Here is a 19,324-nt window from a genome sequence, read left to right as displayed (position 1 = left end):
TTTGCTGCCCGGCGACAGCATAAATTTTTAAAAAACATTTGGGAGAGACCCGAGAAAGGAAATGAGAAAAATGGAGAAACAGAATTATTACCAGCCCGAAATCGAATGCGCGTCACGTGAACAGATCAGAGAATGGCAGAGCGAGGGTCTTGTAAAGACCGTCCGCCACGCCTATGAAAACTCGCCCTACTACCGTAAGAAGATGGACGAACACGGCGTGAAGCCGGAGGACATCAAGGGCGTCGAGGACCTGCACAAGCTTCCCTTCATCAGCAAGGACGACCTGCGCGAGGCCTATCCCTACGGGCTGCTCTGCAAACCCCTCTCCGAATGCGTCCGTATCCAGTCCACGAGCGGCACCACCGGCAAGCGCGTCATCGCCTTTTACACCCAGCATGACATCGACGCCTGGGACGACGGCTGCGCGCGCGCGATCGTCGCGGCCGGCGGCACCAAGGACGACGTCGTGCACGTCTCATACGGCTACGGCCTCTTCACCGGCGGGGCGGGGCTCAACGGCGGCTCGCATAAGCTGGGCTCCCTCACGCTGCCGATGTCATCTGGCTCCACCGACCGTCAGATACAGTTCATGCAGGACCTCGGCTCGACGATCCTCTGCTGCACCCCCTCATACGCCGCCTATCTGGGCGAGACGGTCGTCGAAAAGGGGCTGCAGGATACGATAAAGCTCAAGGCGGGAATATTCGGCGCGGAGGCCTGGAGCGAAGAGATGCGTCATGACATTGAGAAGAAGCTCGGGATCAAAGCATACGACATTTACGGCCTCACGGAGCTTGAGGGCCCCGGCGTCAGCTATGAATGCTGCGAGCAGCGCGGCATGCACATCTGCGAGGATCAGTTCATCGCCGAGATCATCAACCCCAATACCGGCGAAGTGCTGCCGGACGGCGAAAAGGGCGAGCTCGTCTTCACCTCCGTCAATAAAGAGGCCTTCCCGATGATCCGCTACCGCACCCGCGACATCTGCGTGCTCTCCCACGAAAAATGCTCCTGCGGCCGCACCCACGTCCGCATGGCGAAGCCGATGGGCCGCAGCGACGACATGCTCATCATCAAGGGCGTCAACGTCTTCCCCTCGCAGATAGAGACGGTGCTTATCGACAACGGCTATTCGCCGAACTACCAGCTCATCGTCGACCGCGTCAACAACAGCGACACCCTCGACATCAACGTTGAGATGAACCAGGAAACGTTCAGCGACACCCTCGGCGAGATCTCAACGCGCGAAAAGACGCTTGTCAACGCCTTGAAGGGCTTCCTTGGAATATACGCGAGGGTCCATCTCGTCGAACCGAAGAGCATCCCGCGCAGCGAGGGCAAGGCGGTGCGCATTATCGACAAGCGTAAGCTCTATTAACAGGCAGGGGACCGCGCCGCGGTCAGCCGCGGCAAAACATAAAAAACGCGGCGCTGAAAACAATCATAAATTATCCGTAGGGATATAAAGAAAAATTGATTATAATAAAAGGAGGAATTATACAATGAAGGGGGAAAAGACCATGACAGTCAAACAGATTTCCGTCTTTGTAGAAAACAAGCCGGGGAAACTGGCGGAGTTCGTAGAGCTCCTGCGCGCAAACGGCATCGACATGCGGGCGCTCTCGCTCGCCGAGGCCGCCGACTTCGGCGTGCTCCGCACGATCGTCAGCGACCCCGATAAGGCGCAGAAGGTGCTCTCCGATGCTGGCAGCATCTCGGCGGTGACGCCGGTGCTCGCCGTCGAGGTATCCGACGAGCCGGGCGCGCTTTACCATATTCTTGACATACTCAAAGAGGGTAACGTCAACCTCGAATACACCTACGCCTTCACGACACGCAAGGATCAGGGGGCATATATGGTCTTCCGCGTCGCGGACAAGAGCATTGACAAGGCGATAGAACTTCTCGCGGAAAACGGCATCGGCATCGTGGCCCAGGAAGATATTTACGACCTGTAACTTTTCGCATCCGCATAAACAAACACAGTGGACCGTCTATTGGCGGTCCACTGTGTTTTGGGACGGTATCGAAAATCTTGCGTTTATTGCCGGTAACTACCTCTTTTTGAAAAATATTGCCGCGCCGCCGAACGCCAGCAGCAGAAGCGGAAAGGGGGCGGCGCTGCAGCCGGAAGAGCCGTCCGAGTAGGGAGGCTCGACCGCCTCCACCTTGTCGGTGGCGGCCAGCCTTATATTATCGTTTCTAAAGACCTTACCGATCGTGTTGCCGCCGCTGCTAGTAAATCTACCGTCGTAACGCGCCGTCCAGAGCTCGTGCGTCCAGAAGGGATATTCATCAGGGTCGCTCTCTTCCGTTATCATGCCATCGGGTGGGAACTTCTCTTTATTTACATCGCGCCTTTTTTCAGCCGTGGCTTCGTCGGTATAGTTGATACTGATGTCCTGCGCGTTTTTCACATCGCCGCTGACGACATAGTTTCCCTTGATAATACAGTTTTTGAATGTCGCTTCGCCGATCCGCTTCATGACATTTTCATCGTGCGAGCCGTCAAAGGCGTAGAGTCCGCTTCCGTCGACGGTCGCCTCGTTGCCGGTGACGGTGCAGTTTTCAAGTTCGACATTGCTGGCTACGTCAAGGATGATGTCGCCCCCGCGTTTTGCTTTATTATCAACCATTTTGCAATTTACTGCTTTTCCGTTTGCACAATAAAAAAGAATTCCGCCGCCATTGCCAACACCATCAGTCGACACATCGTTCGACGCTATAGTACAGTTTTCAAAAATATTCAGCGTCTCGTTTTCCGGATTTATATAAACCCCACCGCCGCGGCCGCCTCTATTGCCAGAGACAGTGCAGTTATACATTTTAATGTTGCCGCCCCATTCGCCCCCGCGTTCAGGATATGTAAAACCAGGATCAACATAAACACCGCCGCCGCGTGATCCACATATATTATTAATTATGTTTGTATTTTCAAGTACTGCATTTCCAATTAAGTATATGCCGCCAGCCCTGTCTTTTCCCGTATTTTCGGATATTTCACAATTCTTGAACGTCACCTTAGCTTTGGCGTCGATAAAAAGAGCGGCGCCTCCATCCTTCGTATGCACCCCCTTCTCGGTGCCGCACTTTGTAATCTTCACATTATCAAAAGCGACTACCAGGTTACGCCCGACATAAACTCCGCCGCCACTGACGGTGCCTTTTTTAGAATCGGCAGCCGCGTATCCTCCCTTTGTTATCGTAAGGTTCTTAAATACAACATTCGTTCCCGTAACTTTAAAGATACGCGCCATACCCATAGCGTCAACTACGTGGTTAGCTCCATCAATAGTTATCGGCTTGTCGATAATTATTCCCTCTACTGTTATTTCTGTCTCACCATTTGAGACATCATATGTGTAATCATCCGATAACGTCAAAGTCGCGCCTTCGTTGGTTCCATTTATTGCGCCCTGCAATTCGCTGAAATTCCCCGCCTCGGCGCTGCCGGCAAACAAAAGAGCACAAAGCAACAGTACAAAAAACCTTCCGGTGATTCGCTTCAAAGATATTCCTCCTATTCTATTTTATGCAACTATGTTTCATAGTATTCATTATATTTCATAGATATCTGTTGTCTATTTTTAGTCAATTTAATTTTTTTATAGCCCGTTTTGTTCCAATAAATAGAAAGGAGAGCTTGACATAAATCGAACTCTGCGCAAGAATATCCTATAATGTAATAATGGCAAATGCGATGACTGGAAAGAAGTAGGTTCTGCCGGCTGTCTTACAGAGAGCCGCCGGGTGGTGCGAGGCGGTGGACGGGCGAACTGAAATACATTCCAAGAGTAGCGCACTAAAAGGGAGTCCCTCTTATCTTTGATGACCTTCCCGAGTAGGCTGCGACGGGTCCGCCCGTAATCGTGGACAGGGTATACTACGTTTGTAAAGCGCTTTTCGTACAGTACCCGACGAGGACGTCTTTCGTGAGAGGACGTCAAACTGAGGTGGTACCACGGGTGATTATTCCCCGTCCTCTGGATAACAGGAGGACGGGGATTTTTATATGCCCACCCTCCGAAAAAGGTTACGCACAGTTTAAGGAGGAAGAGACAAAAATGCCGATCACAGACCTGCTCGAGAGAAACGCCAAAGAGTTCTGCCACGAGACGGCGCTCGTGGAGATAAACCCCGAAGTCAAGGAGCTGCGCCGCGTCACGTGGAAGGAATACGAGCTGATCGAATCCAGCCCCACGGAGAGCTACCGCCGCGAGATCACCTGGAGCGTCTTTGACGAAAAGGCGAACCGCTGCGCGAATCTGCTTCTTTCGCGCGGCATCAAAAAGGGCGACAAGGTCGCCATCCTCATGATGAACAGCCTTGAGTGGCTGCCGCTTTATTTCGGTATTTTAAAGACGGGGGCCCTTGCCGTCCCCCTCAACTTCCGCTATACGGCGGAGGAGATAAAATACTGCCTCGAGCTCGCCGACGTCGACGCGCTCTTCTTCGGCCCGGAGTTCATCGGCCGAGTGGAGGATATCTGCGAGCAGATCCCCCGCGTGAAGCTGATATTCTACATCGGCGACAGCTGCCCGCGTTTCGCGGAAAATTATCTGCATCTGACGGCGAACCTTTCGAGCTACGCGCCGCGTATACTGCTCTCCGACGAGGACGACGCGGCGATATACTTCTCATCGGGAACGACCGGCTTCCCCAAGGCGATACTGCACAACCACGAGAGCCTCATGCACGCCGCGAAGGTCGAGCAGAGCCACCACGGGCAGAAACACGACGACGTCTTCCTCTGTATCCCGCCGCTCTACCACACGGGGGCGAAGATGCACTGGTTCGGCAGCCTCATATCCGGCAGCAAAGGCATTCTGCTCAAGGGCACGGACCCCATATCGATCATCAAAACCGTCTCGGACGAAAAGTGCACCATCGTCTGGCTGCTCGTGCCGTGGGTACAGGATATCCTTGACGCGATCGACGCGGGAAAGGTCCGTCTGGAGGACTACGAGCTCTCGCAGTGGCGGCTCATGCACATCGGCGCGCAGCCGGTGCCGCCGAGCCTCATCAACCGGTGGCGCCGCGTGTTCCCGAAACATAGGTACGATACGAACTACGGCCTGTCGGAATCTATCGGGCCGGGCTGCGTCCACCTCGGCGTGGGCAATATAGACAAGGTCGGGGCGATCGGCGTTCCGGGCTACGGATGGAAGGTGAAGATCGTCGACGACGAGGGGCGCCCCGTCACCAACGGCAGCGTCGGCGAGCTGGCCGTGAAGGGGCCCGGCGTAATGACCTGCTACTACAACGACCCAAAGGCCACCGCCGAGGTGCTGCACGACGGCTGGCTGGCGACGGGGGACATGGCGCGCCAGGACGAACAGGGCTTCATCTACCTTGTGGACCGCAAAAAGGACGTTATCATCAGCGGCGGCGAGAATATCTACCCCGTTCAGGTGGAGGACTTCCTCCGCGCCCACCCCTCGATAAAGGACGCGGCGGTGATCGGTCTGCCGGACCAGAGGCTCGGCGAGATCGCGGCGGCGATCATCGAGATCAAAGAGGGCTTTTCCTGCACAAAGGAGGAGATCGAAAAGTTCTGTCTCGACCTGCCGCGCTACAAGCGCCCACGCCGCATAATCTTCGCCGAGATCCCCCGCAACCCGACGGGCAAGATCGAAAAGCCGAAGCTGCGCCAGATGTACCGCGCGGAGAACCTCGTCGCGATGCAGACAAACAGCTGAGCCGCCCGGCTTTCTGCATAAGCGGTGCTCATGCCTCTGTTTGACAAAAAGGGCAGATAAGGTATAATACTCTCCGACATATTTACGGATATGTCTATGCCGGTGTAGCTCAGTTGGTAGAGCAGCTGACTTGTAATCAGCAGGTCGGGGGTTCGAATCCTCTCGCCGGCTCCATTTAATAAAAACAGGCCCCCTTTCGGGGGCTTTTTTGCTGCCTTTGCAGCCGCCGTATGGAACCTGACAAGCTATAAGACACGGCTATCCCAAAAATCAGGCGTGCAGCCTTCGCCTCTATTTAAATTCCTGTTCCTCTAGCAGCTCCTTCGGCACCTCGCGCGGGCGCTTGACGTCGAGCTTTTTGAAGCGTCCCGGCAGCACGATGTTCGTCGTCACCTTGCCGTGCCTCGTGAGGTTTGACAGTATCAAGGAGAGGAATTCCAGCGAGGGCAGGTTGACCTCCATTATCACGTCGCTGGTGCCGGTTATCGACCAGCAGGAGACGATCTCCGGAGTCTCCGCGACAATCTTTTCTATCGCCGAGGTGGGATTGCCGTAGTTCATCGTGAAGTTGAGGATGGCGCTCAGGGAGTAACCTACCTTGCGCGGGTTGATCCGCGCACCGTAGCCCTCGATGATGCCGGCGTCCTCCATGTTGCGCACCCGTTCCACCGTCGCGGTGGTGGAGAGGTTGACGTTTTCCGCCAGCTACTTGAACGATATCCGCGCGTTCTTCTGCAGCTCCTCGATTATCTTCCAGCCGATATCGTCGATATTGTACCTGTCGTCCTTAGCCGCCATTTATGGAACCACCCTTCGTCTGAGAGGTATCACACACTGGTATTATTTTATACTAAAATCGACCGGCAAAAAGGTAGTTTATGCTAGTTTATTAATGAAAGATAGTAAACTTTCTAATACTGACCCGTCATGTTTAGATATTTTTCCATCTTTACGAGCCGCTTTTCGCTGCACTCCCGGTTTCTCTTACCGACGAGCACAAGGAACTTCTCCCCGTTCGCGGAAAAGCTCACGCAGGAGTCAAAAAATGCCCTGCTGCAATACGTTTCAGGTTTTTTCCGTGGTATCGGCGGGATGGACTTCACGTTTTAAGCTACAATCATACAGATACCGGTGCGTGCCGCGCCGGCTTATATCCTGGCCGGATGGCTGGGAATGAATTCGGTCGACGTTGCGATCGCCGCGGGCTGGATTTTTATGTCCGCCTGTCTGTTTTTTGAATACGCAGGATATCTGAGAGCCGGAGGCTCTCTTGAGAGGAAGGATAAATATGGATACGGTCTATAAAGGAGACAAAGAAAACTGCTGCGGCTGCGGCGTCTGCGAGGCGAGATGCCCGCGTCACGTGATAAGGATGACGCCAGACGAGGAGGGCTTTCTCTACCCTGTCATCGACCACGAACACTGTATCGACTGCGGTATCTGCGCGCGGGTCTGTCCCCTGCGGCATGAGGGCAGCTTCAAGGAAGAGGGCCGTCCGCGCTTCTTCTCCGCCACTCACAACTCGGAAGAGGTCCTCCGCCATTCGACCTCCGGCGGCGCCTTCACCGCCGTCTCCGACGTCATCCTCGGCAGGGGCGGCGCCGTCTGCGGCGCGGATTTCGACGGCGGCCTGCGCGTCGTCCACCGTATTTCGAGGACGGCCGCCGGACGTGACCGGATGAGGCTCTCGAAATATGTCCAGAGCGACATGCGGGGCGTTTATGAGAAGCTGGCGGAGGAGCTTGGCAGGAGCGAGGTCTTATTCACCGGCACCCCCTGCCAGTGCGCCGGAGTGCGCTCTTTCTTTGACGGCAGCCCGCTGGCGGAAAACCTCTTCGTCTGCGACCTAATCTGCCACAGCGTGCCCAGTCCGCTGATATGGGAAGAGTATAAGAAGTTACTGGAGGAGGAGAACGGCGGCAGACTGGCGGAGGTCCGCTTCCGCTCCAAGAGATATCCCTGGCTTCGCAAAAACAGCAATAAGGGATTCATGTACAGGATGGATGGTGCGGACGGCTTTCTTGAGGACGGCCGCTTCTACAATTTGTTCATTCACAGGGGTACGATCGCGCGCCCGTCGTGCGAAAAGTGCCGCTTCACCGACGTGCGCCGCGCCTCGGACATGACGATCGCCGACTGCTGGGGAATAGAAAAGTACGCGCCGGAGCTCTACGACGGCTTGGGCGTATCGCTGCTCATCGTAAATACCCCCAAGGGCGCGGCGATGCTCGGGGCGATATCCGGGGCTATGAGGATATCCGAGCGGCCGGAAGAGGAGATAACCGCCGAGCAGCAGCGGCTGAGCTCCCCCGGCAAATTCCCGCCGGAGCGCGGCGAGTTCTGGGAGCTGGTACGGCGTTCCGGCCTGAAATCCGCGCTCTGAAAACCGCCGCGGCGGATATAATAAAGCGCCGTTATTCACCGCCCATTTTTCACCGATGGGCGGCTTTTCTTCGTTCTTTCGCCTGTTTGCACCTACGCCGGTAAAATTACACTAAAAATCCCTCCCATAAAAGTTAATATTCCTAATCAGACAAAAATATTTAGTGATAATTCACTGTTTATTCAGTCAATTCTTGTGTATATTATAAACGTTCAAAAGAGCCGCTAAAAACAATCCGTTATTAGGGAGTGAGATTAATGGAACAGATAATCTCTGCTGTTACCGCTGTATCAAATTGGCTTTGGGGCTATCCCATGCTGGTCCTTATCGTCGGAGGAGGCATCTTTCTCACCGTGCGTCTGGGCTTTTTCCAGTTCGTCTATTTCCCCTACATCATGAGACAGACCTTTGGCTCCATGCTCAAAAAGATCGACGGCGAGGGCTCCGTATCCCCCTTCGCCGCCGCCACGACGGCGCTCGCCTCCACGATCGGGGCCTCCAATATCATCGGCGTCCCCGTGGCGATCGCCTTCGGCGGCCCAGGCGCGGTCCTCTGGATGTGGGCTACGGCGCTCATCGGCTCGGCGACAAAGTTTACCGAGGTCGTCCTCGGCCTCTATTACCGTGAAAAAAATTCCGAGGGATATTACGTCGGCGGCCCCATGTATTATCTCAGCAAGGGGCTGAAAAATAAAAGACTCGGCCGCTCGATGGCCTTCACCTACGCCTTCGGCACGATGGTCGTCATCTTCTTCTCCGTCGCCGCCCAGTCCGTCTCCGCGACCCAGACGGTGGAGGTGCTCGGAGTGGCGCCCTGGCTGGCGGGAGTCTCCCTCATGCTGCTCGTCGGTGTCGTCGTCTTCGGCGGCATCACGCGGATCGCCTCGGTCACGGAAAAGCTGGTCCCCTTCATGGCGGTGCTCTATATACTCGGCTCGCTCGGCGTCATCGCCGCCAACGCGGCGCAGATCCCCGCGGTATTCGTCCTCATCTTTAAAAGCGCCTTCTCCGGTTCGGCGGCGGCCGGCGGTTTCGCCGGGGCCGGCATCGCGGCGGCGATGCGCTGGGGCATAGCCCGCGGCACATATTCCAGCGAGGCGGGGATGGGCTCCGCGCCGATCGCCCACTCGGCGGCGACTACGGATCATGCCGTGCGTCAGGGATTCTGGGGCATCTTCGAGGTCACGGTCTCGGCGATCATCATCTGCACGATGACGGCTCTCGTCGTACTCACCTCGGGAGTCTGGACAAAGGTCGGCACGGCAAACGCCGCGGCGATGCCCTCCATCGCCTTCCAGAGCGTGCTTGGCGAGCGGTTCGGCGGCGGGGTCGTCTCCGTCTGTATGCTGCTCTTCGTCCTCTCCACGGTCATCGTCATCATCTACTACGGTGAAAAACAGGCCGAATACCTCTTCGGCACCTTCTTCTCCAAAATGGTCAAGTTCGGCTACATCGCCGCCATCTTCCTCGGCGCCGTCGGCGGCCTGGAATTCATCTTCCAGTTCCTGGATTTCGTCCTCGGGATAACGGTGATCCCAAACATCGTCGACCTCCTGATGATGAGCGGCAAGGCCGCAGAGCTAAAAAAAGAGTTCTTCAGCGATCCGCGTTACTACCTGAAAGATACCGCAAAATACCAGCATGAAGAAGCAAAAATATTGATTGGAAACGAGGAATAGAGATATGAGCGAAATCAGAGAGCTGTTATACGAACTTGTGTCGGTACAGAGCGACACCGGCACGAAACTTGAGGTGGCGATGGGCGAAAAAATATTCGATATCATCCGCCGGAACGAATACTTCGCAAAACATCCGGAATTATGCGGAATGGAGAGCGGCGGCGACTTCCTCGGGCGTTCCGTCGTCTGGGCGCTTAAAAAGGGCTCCACAAACCGCACGGTCATCCTCTCCGGCCACTACGACGCCGTCGAGATAGACTCCTACGGCGAGCTCAAACCCTACGCGCTGAAACCGGACGAACTCAAAGAACGCCTTAAAGAGGTCGTGCGCTCCGACAACGCGGCGCTTGCGGCGACGGAGGACGACAACTGGCTCTTCGGGCGCGGCGCCGCCGACATGAAGGCCGGCATCGCGATAAACCTGCACACGCTCTTCACCACGGAGAACGCGGAGGCGAGCGTTCTCTTCGCCGCCGTCTGCGACGAGGAAAACCTCTCCGCCGGCTGCCGCACGATGATGCCGCTGCTCTCGGAGCTGCGCCGCCGGTTCGGGCTTGACTACAGGCTCTGCGTCGTAACCGAGCCGCAGCTTTCCTCTCCGGACGAACCCAACAAATTCAGCGTCTACTGCGGCGGCACCGGCAAGATGCTGCCAATGATAATGGCGAAGGGCAAGCTGGCGCACTGCGCGCAGAATATCGAGGGGCTCAACGCCGCCTACATGCTCGCGGAGGCCGTGCGCAATATCGAGCTGAACCCCGAGCTCATGAGCGACGACCTCGGCATCAGCACGCAGTCGCCGTCGTTCCAGATCATGAAGGATATGAAGACCACCTACGACGTCTCCATGCCGGAATACGCCGTGGGGTGCGCCAACATCCTCTTTCTCGGAGAGGGCCGCCAGCGGGAGATCATGGCGAAGCTGCGTGATATATGCCTCGACTCCTTCAAAAATGTGATGACACGCTACAACGCAACCTTCGAGATCTGCAAAGATAAAGGGCTCGTCACCGAATCACTGCGTCTCAAAGCGGAGCCCGTGGTAATGAGTTTCAGCGAGCTGTGCGGTAAGGTGAAGGAGGTCAAGGGGGAGGGCTACGTCGAATTTATCAAAGAAAAAGAGGCGGAGCTCGCCGAAAAGATAAACTCCGGCGAACTGAACATGCAGCAGGCCGCCGCCGCCCACATCAGGACGATGATCGAGGCCTCGCTCATCGACTACCCCGCCTTCGTCATCGGCATGGCCCCGCCCTACTATCCCGCGAACAGCAACGAGCACCTTGACTGCGACATATCCGTATTTGAGGATGCGGTGCGTGAGGTCGTAACCGGCAGATACGGCTACGAGCTGGATATGATGCCATACCTGCCCGGCATGGCCGACATCAGCTATATGTCCTGCACGAATCCCGTGGCGGAAAAGACCCTCATGGAACAGCTCTCCGTCCCGCGTTCGCTCTACGACATCCCCTTCGACGACATCGCGGCGCTCAACATCCCCTGCTACAACCTCGGCCCGCACAGCGGTAATGTCCACCAGATGCTCGAGAGAGTATGGCTCCCCGACGTTGAAAAGGTCGTGCCGGAGACGATCGCGAAGATCATCGAGAGGGCGTAAAATATTCTTATATATAAATAGAGACTAAAAACCCACCTCCCCGCCGCCCGCGGGGAGGTTTTTCTATTCCGGCGGCGAAGACGGCGGCGCTGCCGTCATTCCATAAAAAAACTCACACTATCCCCTTATCATCCGCACATTTTCAGTGTATGCTTAGGGTATGGTACATTGACTATATCAGTAAAATCATCTATATACGGAGGTCTAACGATGGGAGATAAAAAATATCGCTCTGGAGCTTTGATCACGGCGCTTGCCGCGGCGGTCATGTTTTTCATCGTCGCGCCGGTTCTCGGCGTGGGGGAGAGGGATTTTATCATCCGCTCTTTTTCGCCGCAGGGGACGGTCGCCGACGGCGCGGAGATAACGGTCGTTTTCAGCCAGGCGGCGGTCTCCGAGGATATCGTCGGGCACGCACTCAAGGCCTCCGAGTACCCGCTCTCCTTCTCGCCGCCGATATCGGGCTCCGGCAAGTGGCGCGACGCCGCGACCTTCGTCTTTATTCCCAACGGCGGCAGGCTCTCCGCCGCCACGAGATACACGGCGACGGCGAAAAGCGGCCTGCGCGACCGCGAGGGGCGGCCGCTTTCCGGTACGCAGAGCTTCTCTTTCAATACTCCCGCGCTGGCCTTTAAAGGCGCGAAACAGACCAACTTCGATCCCGACAGCGGCAGCGCCGCTTTCGAACTTGAATTTTCCCTGCCAGTGTCGCCCGCGCGCCTGCGCGGCTACACCGAGGTAAAGGACGCGGCAAAGCGCCCGCTGAACTTCTCCATCACACAGGGCCCCGCATCGAGGAAGATCAGGCTCACGGTCAGCGGTCTGTCGGAAATGGAAGCCGAACTATCTCTTGCCGCCGGTCTTCCCTCGGAGGCCGGACCCCTGGGCCTTGAGAAGGGGCTGTCCGTCAAACTGAAACGCGCGATGATCATGGAGCTGCGGGACTCCGGCGTGATCTCCGAGATGGGAGGCGGCCGCATCTGGATCGATACGACCTCCCCCGTGGATCTGGCGAAGGCCGCGGCCTTCATAGAGCTGTCGCCGGCCGTTAAATTCACCGTGGAACCGAATGAGGGCGGCTTTATGATCGCAGGAGACTTTAAACCGCAGGAGCGGATAAAGGTCACGGTACGTAAGGGGCTGCCAGCCGCCGGAGGCAGGAAAGCTGCCGGATGGACGCTTGCCGCGGACTGGAGCCGCGCCTTCATCTTCCCCGACATCGAGGCGCAGGTGCGCTTCCCAGACCCCGGGCGGGTGCTGTTCCCGGCGGAGCTGATGCGGATACCGCTGAAGAGCGTCAACTTCGATAAGGTCAACATCCTCGTCTGGCAGCTATACGACAACAATATCCCCCTCGCGATGCGCAGCGGCTGGGGCGGCTATCCGACGGACCTTTCGCGGCTCGTAGCCAATAAGGAATATCTTGTGAAGGCAAAGCCGAACGAGGCGGCGCGGCGCGCTCTGGACCTGAAGCCGCTGCTCGAGGGACGCCGCGGCGTATTCCTCGTCGTAGCGCAGGGGCGCAGCTCCAGGGATTGGAGCGAGAGCCGTCAGACGATAAACGTGACGGATCTCGGGCTCACCGTGAAGCTCGGCCAAGACTCGGCGTTTGCGCGGGTGCTCTCCGTCTCGGAGGCCAAGCCTCTCTCCGGAGTGCGCGTGACCCTCTGGTCATGGGCCAACCAGCTCGTCGGCGAGGGAAAGACGGATAAAAACGGCGTTGTCAGGATCGCTTTGAAAGATACTGACGGACGCGGCGCGCCGGTCGTCGCGCTCGCGGAAAAGGATGGTGACACCTCTTATATCCGTTTTGAGAGGGGCCTCTACAACGGCAATGACGACTTCGACACCACCGGCAGCCCGTGGCTCCATAAGGGTTATTCCGCCTACTGCTACACGCCGAGGGATATCTTCCGCCCCGGCGAGGAGGTGCCGGTACAGGCCATCGTGCGCGGCACGGACGGAAAGGCTCCGAAACCCTTCCCGCTGACGATGAAGGTATTCTCGCCCAGCGGCAGGCTCTGGAAGACACAGAGCGCGAAGCTCTCCGGCGAGGGGACCTTCTCCGCGTCGCTCGCTCTCCCCTCCGACGCCCCGACGGGGCCGTGGAATATCGCGCTGTTCACGCCGGGCGGAGAAAATTCGGTCGGCTATAAAGAGATATACGTCGAAGAGTTCGCCGCGCCGCGAATCTTCGTGGAGGCGACGGCCGCGCCGCGGTCGATCACGGCGGACGGCGGCTGCGAGCTGTCGATAACGGGCCGCTACACCTTCGGCAACCCCGCCGCGGGGCTCCAGTGGGAGACGGAGCTTCGCACCGTCGACCGCACCTTTACGCATAAGGACTGGAAATCATTCTCTTTCAGAGAGGCCGACAAGAAATTTACCCCGGAATCGAGTTTCATCGCCTCCGGCAACCTAAGCGCCGAGGGCAAGGCAAAGGCCTCACTAAAGGGCGGCGGCTGGAACGCCCCATCAATGCTCGACCTCTCGGTACGCGCGGGCGTTATGGACGACGGAGGGCGCTGGACATACAAGACGGTCACGATCCCCTGGTATCCTTCGTCGGTAATGGCCGGCATCGAAGCGCCGCGCGAGGCCGCCCCCGGAAAACCGCTCTCCTTCCGCGCCGCGGCGGTCTCCGTTGACGGCAAAGCCGCCAGCGTCAAAGAGATGAAATATTCTCTATTCCGCCGCGCGCGTCAGGCCGTGGTATTTGAGAGCAGCGGACGGATAACGAGGGAGATCCAGGAACAGCTGATACCGCGCGGCGAGGGGCTGATACAACTTTCCGGCGGCGTCGGTTCCGCACAGGCGGAACTTAAGGAGGCCGGAGAATATCTTCTGCGCGTCGAGACGGCGGACGGAAAATCGCGCGCCTCGGCGGTGATCTACGCCTACGGCGCGGACGAGGGCGAGAGTTCCTCCTTCCCCGACATGGCGGAGGTCACGACAGATAAACGGATATATAAAATGGGAGAGACGGCGAAGGTAAAGGTGAAAGCCCCCTTTGCGGGTTCGCTGCTTGTTGACGCGGAGACTACCGAGGTCGTCTGGAACGAAACGCGCGGAACACGCGGCGCCGAGACGGAGTTCTCCCTCAAAGTGACGGAGGATATGCGCCCCAACGCCTGGATAACGGCGCAGGTCGTGCGCCCCGCGCAAAAGGACGGTTCGCCGGCGCGCGCCTTCGGCATCGCGCCGCTGATGACCGACAACGGCGCCAGCCGTCTCAAGGTGGAGATCGCCAGGGTTCCGAAGCTGGAGCCGGGCAAAAATAAAATAACCCTCACGGTGAAGGACGGCTCCGGCAAGGGTACGGCCGCCGACGTCACGGTGATGCTCGTCGACGAAACCGTCCTCGGCCTGACGGGGTACACGACGCCCGACCCCTGGAAATTTTTCACCGCCCGCAGGATGCCGGGGATGGAGACCTACGACCTCTACGGCGCGCTCATCACGCCGGAAAAATCATCCACGCCGCTTCTGACAGCGGGGGGCGGCGGCATGGAGGACGGCATGGCGATGAAGTCCAGCCTCAGCCCCGTACAGGCGCGCCGCTTCAAAATGCTATCTCTGGTAAAGAGGGGCCGCTCAGACTCCGGCGGCAGATGCGAAGTTGAATTCGACATTCCTGAATTCTCCGGAAAGGCGCGTATAATGGCCGTTGCCGCCACCGCTTCGGCCTCCGGCGGCGCGGAAACGACGACGCAGATAGGCCGCGACGTAACGGCGGAGATCGTGCTGCCGCGCTTCGCCGCCCCCGGCGATAAGTTTACGGCAAACGTACAGCTCTTCAATATGACGGAGCGGGAGCTTACCGTCAAATTCTCGGCAGAGGGCAAAAAGTCCCCCGCCGAACTGGCGATGCAAAGCGGCGCTAATGAAAGCCGAACGGTAACCATAAAGGGAGGCGGCTCCGTGACCCTGCCCCTCCGTTATGAGGCGAAGGGCATCGGCACCGCCCTAATGACATACCGGACGGAATGGCAGGGCGGCGTGATCGAAGACACCGTCGAGCTCCCCGTGCGTCCCGCCGCGCCGCGCATTACGGAGAGCGGCTCGGCGGTGATCGAGCCGGGAAAGACGCTATCCTTCAGCCTCTCAGGAGATGGCAAAGGGAGGAATTTCGCACAGGCCCTTGTAATGCTCTCGGCGATGCCGCAAATTTCGCTCTCGGCCCTCGCGGACTTCCTCGTCACCTATCCCTACGGCTGCTTTGAGCAGACCGTCTCCGCCGCCTGGCCGCTGCTCGTGCAGCCGGAGCTCGTCAAATATACCGACCCGGCCCTCGCGGACAGAGGCGCTCTGGCGCGCCGTATAGATAAAATCGAAAGTATGCAGAGCTACGACGGCGGCTTCCCGCGTTGGAGCGGCGAGTCCTGGTCGCAGCCGTGGGAAAGCCTCTACGGCGCCCACTTCCTGCTTGAAGCGAAACGCCTGGGCAATAAAGTCTCGCCCGACGCCCTTAAAGCCGCCGTCGACTACGCGCGCGCGCTGCTGCCGGTCATGCCGGACAGCGACGGCGACGCGGCCTGGCGCGAGACTCTGATGCGCAGGGCTTACGCCTCCTTCGTCCTTACCCTCGCCGGCGAACCGCCGCTTGGCTGGATGGAGAGCCTGCGCGACAAGACAGGCGAAATGGAACCCTCGGGACGGCTTCTGCTCGCCTGCGCCTACGCCGCGGCGGGAGATAAGAAAGAGGCGGAAAAGATAACCGGACACAGAGGCGCGCCGTTGAAAGAGATACCAGGCAAAAACGTAAACTACGATTCTAACCTCCGCGACGGCGCGCTGTCGCTGCTCGCCGCGACATATATAGACCCGGCGGGAGCAGGGGCGGCGGCCTCCGCCGCCGGACTGATGAAGGAGCTTAAAGAGCGCGGACTCTGCAGCACGCAGGAAGGCGGCTTCTCAATGCTCGCCCTCGGACGCTGGTTCTCCGCGCAGCCGCGCGGCGGGGCGATCTCGGGGAAACTGATAAAGGAACCCGGCGCGAAGACCGTCGGCACGGTGAGTGAAAACAACAGAAGCGTCACCGCCGGCGGCCTCGGAGGCTACAAAGCGGTAAACAGCGGCCAGGCGCGCCTCTACTCGGCGTGGAACCTCTCCTACATCCCCTCCGGCGCGGTGCCGCCGCGTGACGACGGCATCGAGATACGACAGCGTATCGCCGACAGGCAGGGAAAGATAATCTCCGGGAGGGCTGCGCGCGGCCAGGCCTTGACCGCCGCCGTAACGGTGACGCCGAAGGCCGGCAGCCTGCGGGGAGTCGTCGCCGTCATGCCGCTGCCCGCGGGCTTTGAGATCGAAAACCCGCGCCTCACGGGAACCGGCGAGGAAAACGCGGAGGGCGTGCGCGCCGAGATACGCGACGACCGGCTCATACTCTTCATCGAGGAGCTGCGCAAGCCGCTCAAATGGCACTACTCGCTGCGCGCCGTGACGGAGGGCGCCTTCGCCTCGCCGCAGATATACGCCGAATGTATGTACGACCCCGGAATCTCAAGCATCAGCGGCGGCGGGACGATCACCGTCGGCGCCGCCGCTGATTCGCGGCAGGGGACGGCAAAGGCGGTAAATGCCGCTAAATAGAAATTTTCCCGCCGCCGTGAGCGATGCGCTTGCGGCGGCACGGAGACGCTTCAGCAAAAGGGGGCTGCCGCAGAGGGCGGCCCTCGTCCTACTGCTGTTCCTGCTTCTCGCGAAGGCGGCGCTCGTCGTCACATTCCCGCTCGGCGCGATACTGAACCGCCCGGCCTCGCTCGTCGTGACGGACAGGGAGGGACGCCCCCTGCGCGGCACTCTTTCCGCGGCGGGGGAATGGCGGCTACCGGTCCCTCTGGCGGACATGGGGCGCTGGATGCCGGCGGCGGCCATAGCGCTGGAAGACCGCCGTTTCTACCTTCACGGCGGCATCGATACCATCGCGATCGCGCGCGCCGCGTGGCAGAATTTCACCGGCGGACGCGTCGTCTCGGGCGCCTCCACGATAACAAGCCAGGTCGTGCGCCTCGCCGTAGACCGCCCGCGCACCCCCTGGGCAAAGGCCGTTGAATTCTCCCAGGGAGCGGCGCTGGAATTCTTCATGGACAAAGACGAAATACTTGAGACCTACCTCAACAGCGTGCCCTTCGGCGGCAATACGCGCGGGGTGGAGGCCGCCGCGCGCTCATGGTTCGGGAAACCGGTGAAAGAGCTCTCGCTCGCCGAGGCGGCGCTGCTCGCGGGGCTTCTGCGAGGCCCTGCCTACTACCGCCCCGACCGCCATCCCGAACGGGCGCTCGCGCTGCGAAACCGGCTCATCGACACCCTCGAAAGCCGCGGCGTCGCCACGCCGCAGGAGGCGCGGCGCGCGAAGGCCGAACCGCTGCCCACAAAACGCCGGGCGATATCCTCAGCCCGCATACAGGCGGCGGAGGCCGCCGCGCGTTACGGAGGCGCAGCGGAGGCCCGCGACGGCTACGGACGTTTCCGCTCCACACTTGACAGCGCCATGCAGCGGCTGCTCACCGGCGAGCTGACGGCGGCGCTGGGCAATATGGAGCCGGGAGTGACCGCGGCGGCGGTGCTCGTGGAGAATGAAACCGGAAAGGTACGCGGCTACGTCGGCAACGCGCGCGAAGGCACCGGCAGCGGCGCCTCCTGGGTGGACTGCGCCCTATCGCCGCGCTCGCCCGGCTCCACGCTGAAACCGTTCGTCTACGCGCTCGCCTTTGAATCGGGGCGCGCGATACCGGCGACGATGCTCGCCGACACGCCGCAGCAGCCTTCGGGCGGCGGGACGCGCAACTTCGACCGCCTATTCCGCGGCCCCGTGTCGGCGCGGACGGCGCTTGCCGATTCCCTTAACATCCCCGCCGTGCGCATCCTCCGTGCCGCCGGCGCGGAAAACGTCCTCGGCCTCTTCCGCCGCCTCGGCTTCTCACAGCTGACGCGCGAGGCGGAATGGTACGGCGACAGCCTCGCGCTCGGCGGCTGCGAGGTATCGCCGCTCGAACTGGCGCGCGCCTACCGCACGCTCGCCGCGGGCGGCCTCGACAGCCCCCTCGTCTGGAACGAGAGGGCTGGTCTGTCAGCCGGAACCAGGGTCATCTCCGCGGAGGCCGCCGCGCTCACGCTCGACATCCTCAAAGATACGCGGCGCAACCTGCCGCTCTACGGCGAGGCGGGGGCGGACGGCAAAACCGTCGCCTTCAAGACCGGCACCTCGTACGGCCTGCGCGACGCCTGGACCGCCGCCGTCACAAGGAAATGGACCCTCGTCGTCTGGTTCGGCGATCCCGGCGGCAGACCGCACCGCGGCCTCGTCGGACTCAAAGCCGCCGCCCCCTCCGCCGTCAGAATAATGCTGAAGCTCACGAAAAAGGACGATCCATGGTTCACACTGCCGCCCTCCGTTGTGAGAAAGGAGCTCTGCGCACTCTCCGGCGCGCCGAGAAACCAGTGGTGCCCTCAGATACGCCGCGACCTCTTCATCGAGGGCGTATCGGACGCCGCGCCCTGCCTCCTTCACACGATGAAAGATGGGGAAATTTCGATAAAATGGCCGCCTGAACTGGAGGGGTTCTTCGCCGGACGCGGTAACAGGGAGGCTGAACAGCCACTGACTATCACCTCGCCGAAGGGCGGCGCTGTCTACGCGGTCGGCGCGGAGAATAATAAACTTATCCTCTCATCCAAAGGCGGCAGAGGCCCCGTCTACTGGTTCGTCGACGGCGAGCTGGCCGGCGACAGCGGCGAGGGAGCACCCATCGCGTGGAAGATGCGCGAGGGCGTCCATAAAATCGCCGCCGCGGACGAATACGGCGCGGCGGATGAGATAGAGATCACGGTAAAAAATCGGGCCGACGACGGAACGGAGGAACTGCCGCTGCTGGAAGAAAACCGCTGACCTCTCTAAAAATGGCGTTTGCGGCGGCAGAGAGGCGGGAGAGAGGCTTTA

Annotated in this window: 10 protein-coding genes, 1 tRNA gene and 1 other annotated feature; of the genes, 9 read left to right on the top strand and 2 right to left on the bottom strand. The window is 59.4% G+C overall.

What is annotated here, in order from left to right; all coding sequences use genetic code 11:
- Nucleotides 1–70: 70 nt before the first annotated feature.
- Together LIO98_RS14425 and LIO98_RS14420 are read left to right on the top strand one after the other, a co-directional pair.
- Nucleotides 71–1,378: a phenylacetate--CoA ligase gene (locus tag LIO98_RS14425; RefSeq protein WP_291958739.1), complete on the top strand. Its 1,308-nt coding sequence runs from the start codon at nucleotides 71–73 to the stop codon at nucleotides 1,376–1,378.
- Between the two features lie 124 nt (nucleotides 1,379–1,502).
- Nucleotides 1,503–1,958, top strand: a complete 456-nt coding sequence (locus tag LIO98_RS14420; RefSeq protein WP_291958737.1) for an acetolactate synthase — start codon at nucleotides 1,503–1,505, stop codon at nucleotides 1,956–1,958.
- Between the two features lie 96 nt (nucleotides 1,959–2,054).
- Here LIO98_RS14420 and LIO98_RS14415 read toward each other — a convergent pair whose 3' ends face one another.
- Nucleotides 2,055–3,509 carry a right-handed parallel beta-helix repeat-containing protein gene (locus LIO98_RS14415; protein ID WP_291958735.1) on the bottom strand — a complete coding sequence of 485 codons (1,455 nt, stop codon included), beginning with the start codon at nucleotides 3,507–3,509 and terminating at the stop codon, nucleotides 2,055–2,057.
- Nucleotides 3,510–3,691: 182 nt separating this feature from the next.
- Nucleotides 3,692–3,987, top strand: a binding site (T-box leader).
- A gap of 77 nt (nucleotides 3,988–4,064) precedes the next feature.
- On the opposite strand from LIO98_RS14415, the gene LIO98_RS14410 reads away from it, so the two are divergent.
- Both LIO98_RS14410 and LIO98_RS14405 read left to right on the top strand, forming a co-directional pair.
- Nucleotides 4,065–5,699 carry a class I adenylate-forming enzyme family protein gene (locus LIO98_RS14410; RefSeq protein WP_291958734.1) on the top strand — a complete coding sequence of 545 codons (1,635 nt, stop codon included), beginning with the start codon at nucleotides 4,065–4,067 and terminating at the stop codon, nucleotides 5,697–5,699.
- Between the two features lie 98 nt (nucleotides 5,700–5,797).
- Nucleotides 5,798–5,873: transfer RNA gene (locus LIO98_RS14405), tRNA-Thr, on the top strand.
- A 117-nt stretch (nucleotides 5,874–5,990) separates the two neighbouring features.
- Here LIO98_RS14405 and LIO98_RS14400 read toward each other — a convergent pair.
- Nucleotides 5,991–6,368 carry an Lrp/AsnC ligand binding domain-containing protein gene (locus LIO98_RS14400; protein WP_291958732.1) on the bottom strand — a complete coding sequence of 126 codons (378 nt, stop codon included), beginning with the start codon at nucleotides 6,366–6,368 and terminating at the stop codon, nucleotides 5,991–5,993.
- Nucleotides 6,369–6,987: 619 nt separating this feature from the next.
- Between LIO98_RS14400 and LIO98_RS14395 the strand changes: the two genes are divergently transcribed.
- The 5 genes from LIO98_RS14395 to pbpC all read left to right on the top strand — a co-directional run bounded on the left by LIO98_RS14395 (nucleotide 6,988) and on the right by pbpC (nucleotide 19,273).
- A complete protein-coding gene (locus tag LIO98_RS14395) occupies nucleotides 6,988–8,082 on the top strand; it encodes a Coenzyme F420 hydrogenase/dehydrogenase, beta subunit C-terminal domain (RefSeq protein ID WP_291958729.1) in 1,095 nt (364 codons plus the stop codon).
- Nucleotides 8,083–8,339: 257 nt separating this feature from the next.
- Entirely contained in the window at nucleotides 8,340–9,761 is a 1,422-nt protein-coding gene (locus LIO98_RS14390) for an amino acid carrier protein (protein ID WP_291958726.1), read from the top strand.
- Nucleotides 9,762–9,765: 4 nt separating this feature from the next.
- Complete coding sequence (locus LIO98_RS14385) at nucleotides 9,766–11,379, top strand: M20/M25/M40 family metallo-hydrolase (protein ID WP_291958724.1); 1,614 nt, start codon at nucleotides 9,766–9,768, stop codon at nucleotides 11,377–11,379.
- A gap of 210 nt (nucleotides 11,380–11,589) precedes the next feature.
- Nucleotides 11,590–16,974: an Ig-like domain-containing alpha-2-macroglobulin family protein gene (locus LIO98_RS14380; RefSeq protein ID WP_291958722.1), complete on the top strand. Its 5,385-nt coding sequence runs from the start codon at nucleotides 11,590–11,592 to the stop codon at nucleotides 16,972–16,974.
- On the top strand, nucleotides 16,961–19,273 hold the full coding sequence (gene pbpC / locus LIO98_RS14375; protein ID WP_291958719.1) for a penicillin-binding protein 1C: 2,313 nt from the start codon (nucleotides 16,961–16,963) through the stop codon (nucleotides 19,271–19,273). The genes LIO98_RS14380 and pbpC overlap by 14 nt, the downstream gene beginning before the upstream one ends.
- The last annotated feature ends 51 nt before the right edge of the window (nucleotides 19,274–19,324 follow it).

This window comes from Cloacibacillus sp. (genome assembly GCF_020860125.1).
Taxonomy (GTDB): domain Bacteria; phylum Synergistota; class Synergistia; order Synergistales; family Synergistaceae; genus Cloacibacillus.
Note: the sequence above shows the minus strand (reverse complement) of the source record. Positions and strands in the feature narration are given on the sequence as shown.

Bases quoted from the DNA above. Each gene is read 5' to 3' on its own strand.
- LIO98_RS14390 (WP_291958726.1), top strand. From the start codon at position 8,340: ATGGAACAGATAATCTCTGCTGTTACCGCTGTATCAAATTGGCTTTGG.
- LIO98_RS14380 (WP_291958722.1), top strand. From the start codon at position 11,590: ATGGGAGATAAAAAATATCGCTCTGGAGCTTTGATCACGGCGCTTGCC.
- LIO98_RS14410 (WP_291958734.1), top strand. From the start codon at position 4,065: ATGCCGATCACAGACCTGCTCGAGAGAAACGCCAAAGAGTTCTGCCAC.
- LIO98_RS14425 (WP_291958739.1), top strand. From the start codon at position 71: ATGGAGAAACAGAATTATTACCAGCCCGAAATCGAATGCGCGTCACGT.
- LIO98_RS14385 (WP_291958724.1), top strand. From the start codon at position 9,766: ATGAGCGAAATCAGAGAGCTGTTATACGAACTTGTGTCGGTACAGAGC.
- pbpC (WP_291958719.1), top strand. From the start codon at position 16,961: ATGCCGCTAAATAGAAATTTTCCCGCCGCCGTGAGCGATGCGCTTGCG.
- LIO98_RS14420 (WP_291958737.1), top strand. From the start codon at position 1,503: ATGAAGGGGGAAAAGACCATGACAGTCAAACAGATTTCCGTCTTTGTA.
- LIO98_RS14395 (WP_291958729.1), top strand. From the start codon at position 6,988: ATGGATACGGTCTATAAAGGAGACAAAGAAAACTGCTGCGGCTGCGGC.